The sequence below is a fragment of the Leptotrichia sp. oral taxon 879 str. F0557 genome, from assembly GCF_000469385.1.
Classification (GTDB): domain Bacteria; phylum Fusobacteriota; class Fusobacteriia; order Fusobacteriales; family Leptotrichiaceae; genus Leptotrichia; species Leptotrichia mesophila.
Map to the genome: position 1 here is coordinate 1 of NZ_KI271349.1, position 1,256 is coordinate 1,256.

General features: G+C 24.8%; 2 protein-coding genes and 1 pseudogene. All 3 read right to left on the reverse strand.

Features of this window, described 5'->3' with window-relative positions; translation table 11 throughout:
• Window positions 1-361, reverse strand: a pseudogene (locus HMPREF1552_RS09870) (hypothetical protein); the annotation flags it as partial.
• Window positions 362-555: 194 nt separating this feature from the next.
• A complete protein-coding gene (locus HMPREF1552_RS09875) occupies window positions 556-999 on the reverse strand; it encodes a hypothetical protein (RefSeq protein WP_021745042.1) in 444 nt (147 codons plus the stop codon).
• A gap of 26 nt (window positions 1,000-1,025) precedes the next feature.
• On the reverse strand, window positions 1,026-1,154 hold the full coding sequence (locus tag HMPREF1552_RS12955; RefSeq protein WP_021745043.1) for a hypothetical protein: 129 nt from the start codon (window positions 1,152-1,154) through the stop codon (window positions 1,026-1,028).
• Between the last annotated feature and the right edge of the window lie 102 nt (window positions 1,155-1,256).

Genomic DNA, 1,256 nt, shown 5'->3' on the forward strand with positions numbered 1-1,256 from the left:
CATCTAAATCTTCATATTTTTTAAACCAAGGGATTATTTTGTTTTTTATTTCTTCTAAAATACTTTTCATCCCTTTTTCCATCTTTTCTTCTCCATCCAGATCTACAAATTCCGTTTTTGCACCATTTCCTATAGAATCTTTCATTATATAACTATATATGGGTATTATTGCATACTCTACTCTTAATTCATGATAATATCTAAAAAAACCTATATATTCAAATAATCCTATTTTATTTAATTTGCAAAATCGTCCTGTTCCTTTCTTTTTATATCCAAAATCTTTCATCGGTTTATTAAAAATTTCTTTAAAATATTTCTTATATAGTTCATTATATTCTTTTGTTGATAATTCTTCCATTTCTTCTTCCTTTCTATTTCCATATTGTTATATCTGATTTTTTTATTGTTCCATTAGATTTTTCAATTATTTTCTGGATTATTTCTTTTTCTTGTATAGAAGTAATCCCCTGACCCCTAGCATCAATTACAATATTTTATTTTGTTCCAACAGGAGTTCTTTTTTCATATTGTTCTACTATAGTTTTAGCCATATTAATTTATTATACCATATTTATTTATAAATTCATCTAGAGTTTCATTAAATTTTACATTTCCAAATTTTTCCTTTATTTCTTCCTCAGAAACATTGAATTGAATATCAGTATTGTCTTTTTTTATATAAAAATACCCTGAACATCTTTTCTTCTTTAAATCTGTCCCATCAAAATGTCCAATATAATAATTAGATAATTTGGAAAATCTATCTACAAACTTACAGTTATCATTATTTTTTGTCATTAGCCCTATTTTATCATTCATCAATAATTCCACTTTATCGTCTTCAAGTATTCCATATTTCTGAATAATATAATCATCATTTATATGGTATGCCATTTTATATTGTTTGCTTGGCATGGTAATAATGTAACGAATAGCGCATACAACAGTAATAAACATTAAAAAAATCCCAAAGCCTAGTGATACAACGCTTTTCATTCTTTAAACTCCTCTATTTAATTAATTTATTTTCCAGCCTTTCCTTTTAAAAATTTCAATACTTCTTCTCTATTTTTAAATGTTCCTTGATAAATATATCTGTATCCACTTGACACATATAACGAGCCATTAAGTTTCAATTCTGCATGTTTCATTCAAAAATTTTAACATCCTATCAAAAATAGCTTTTTCAACGTCAAAAATTTTCTAAAATTTTTCTTCTTCATAGATTGTAAAATATATTGCGACAAACTAAA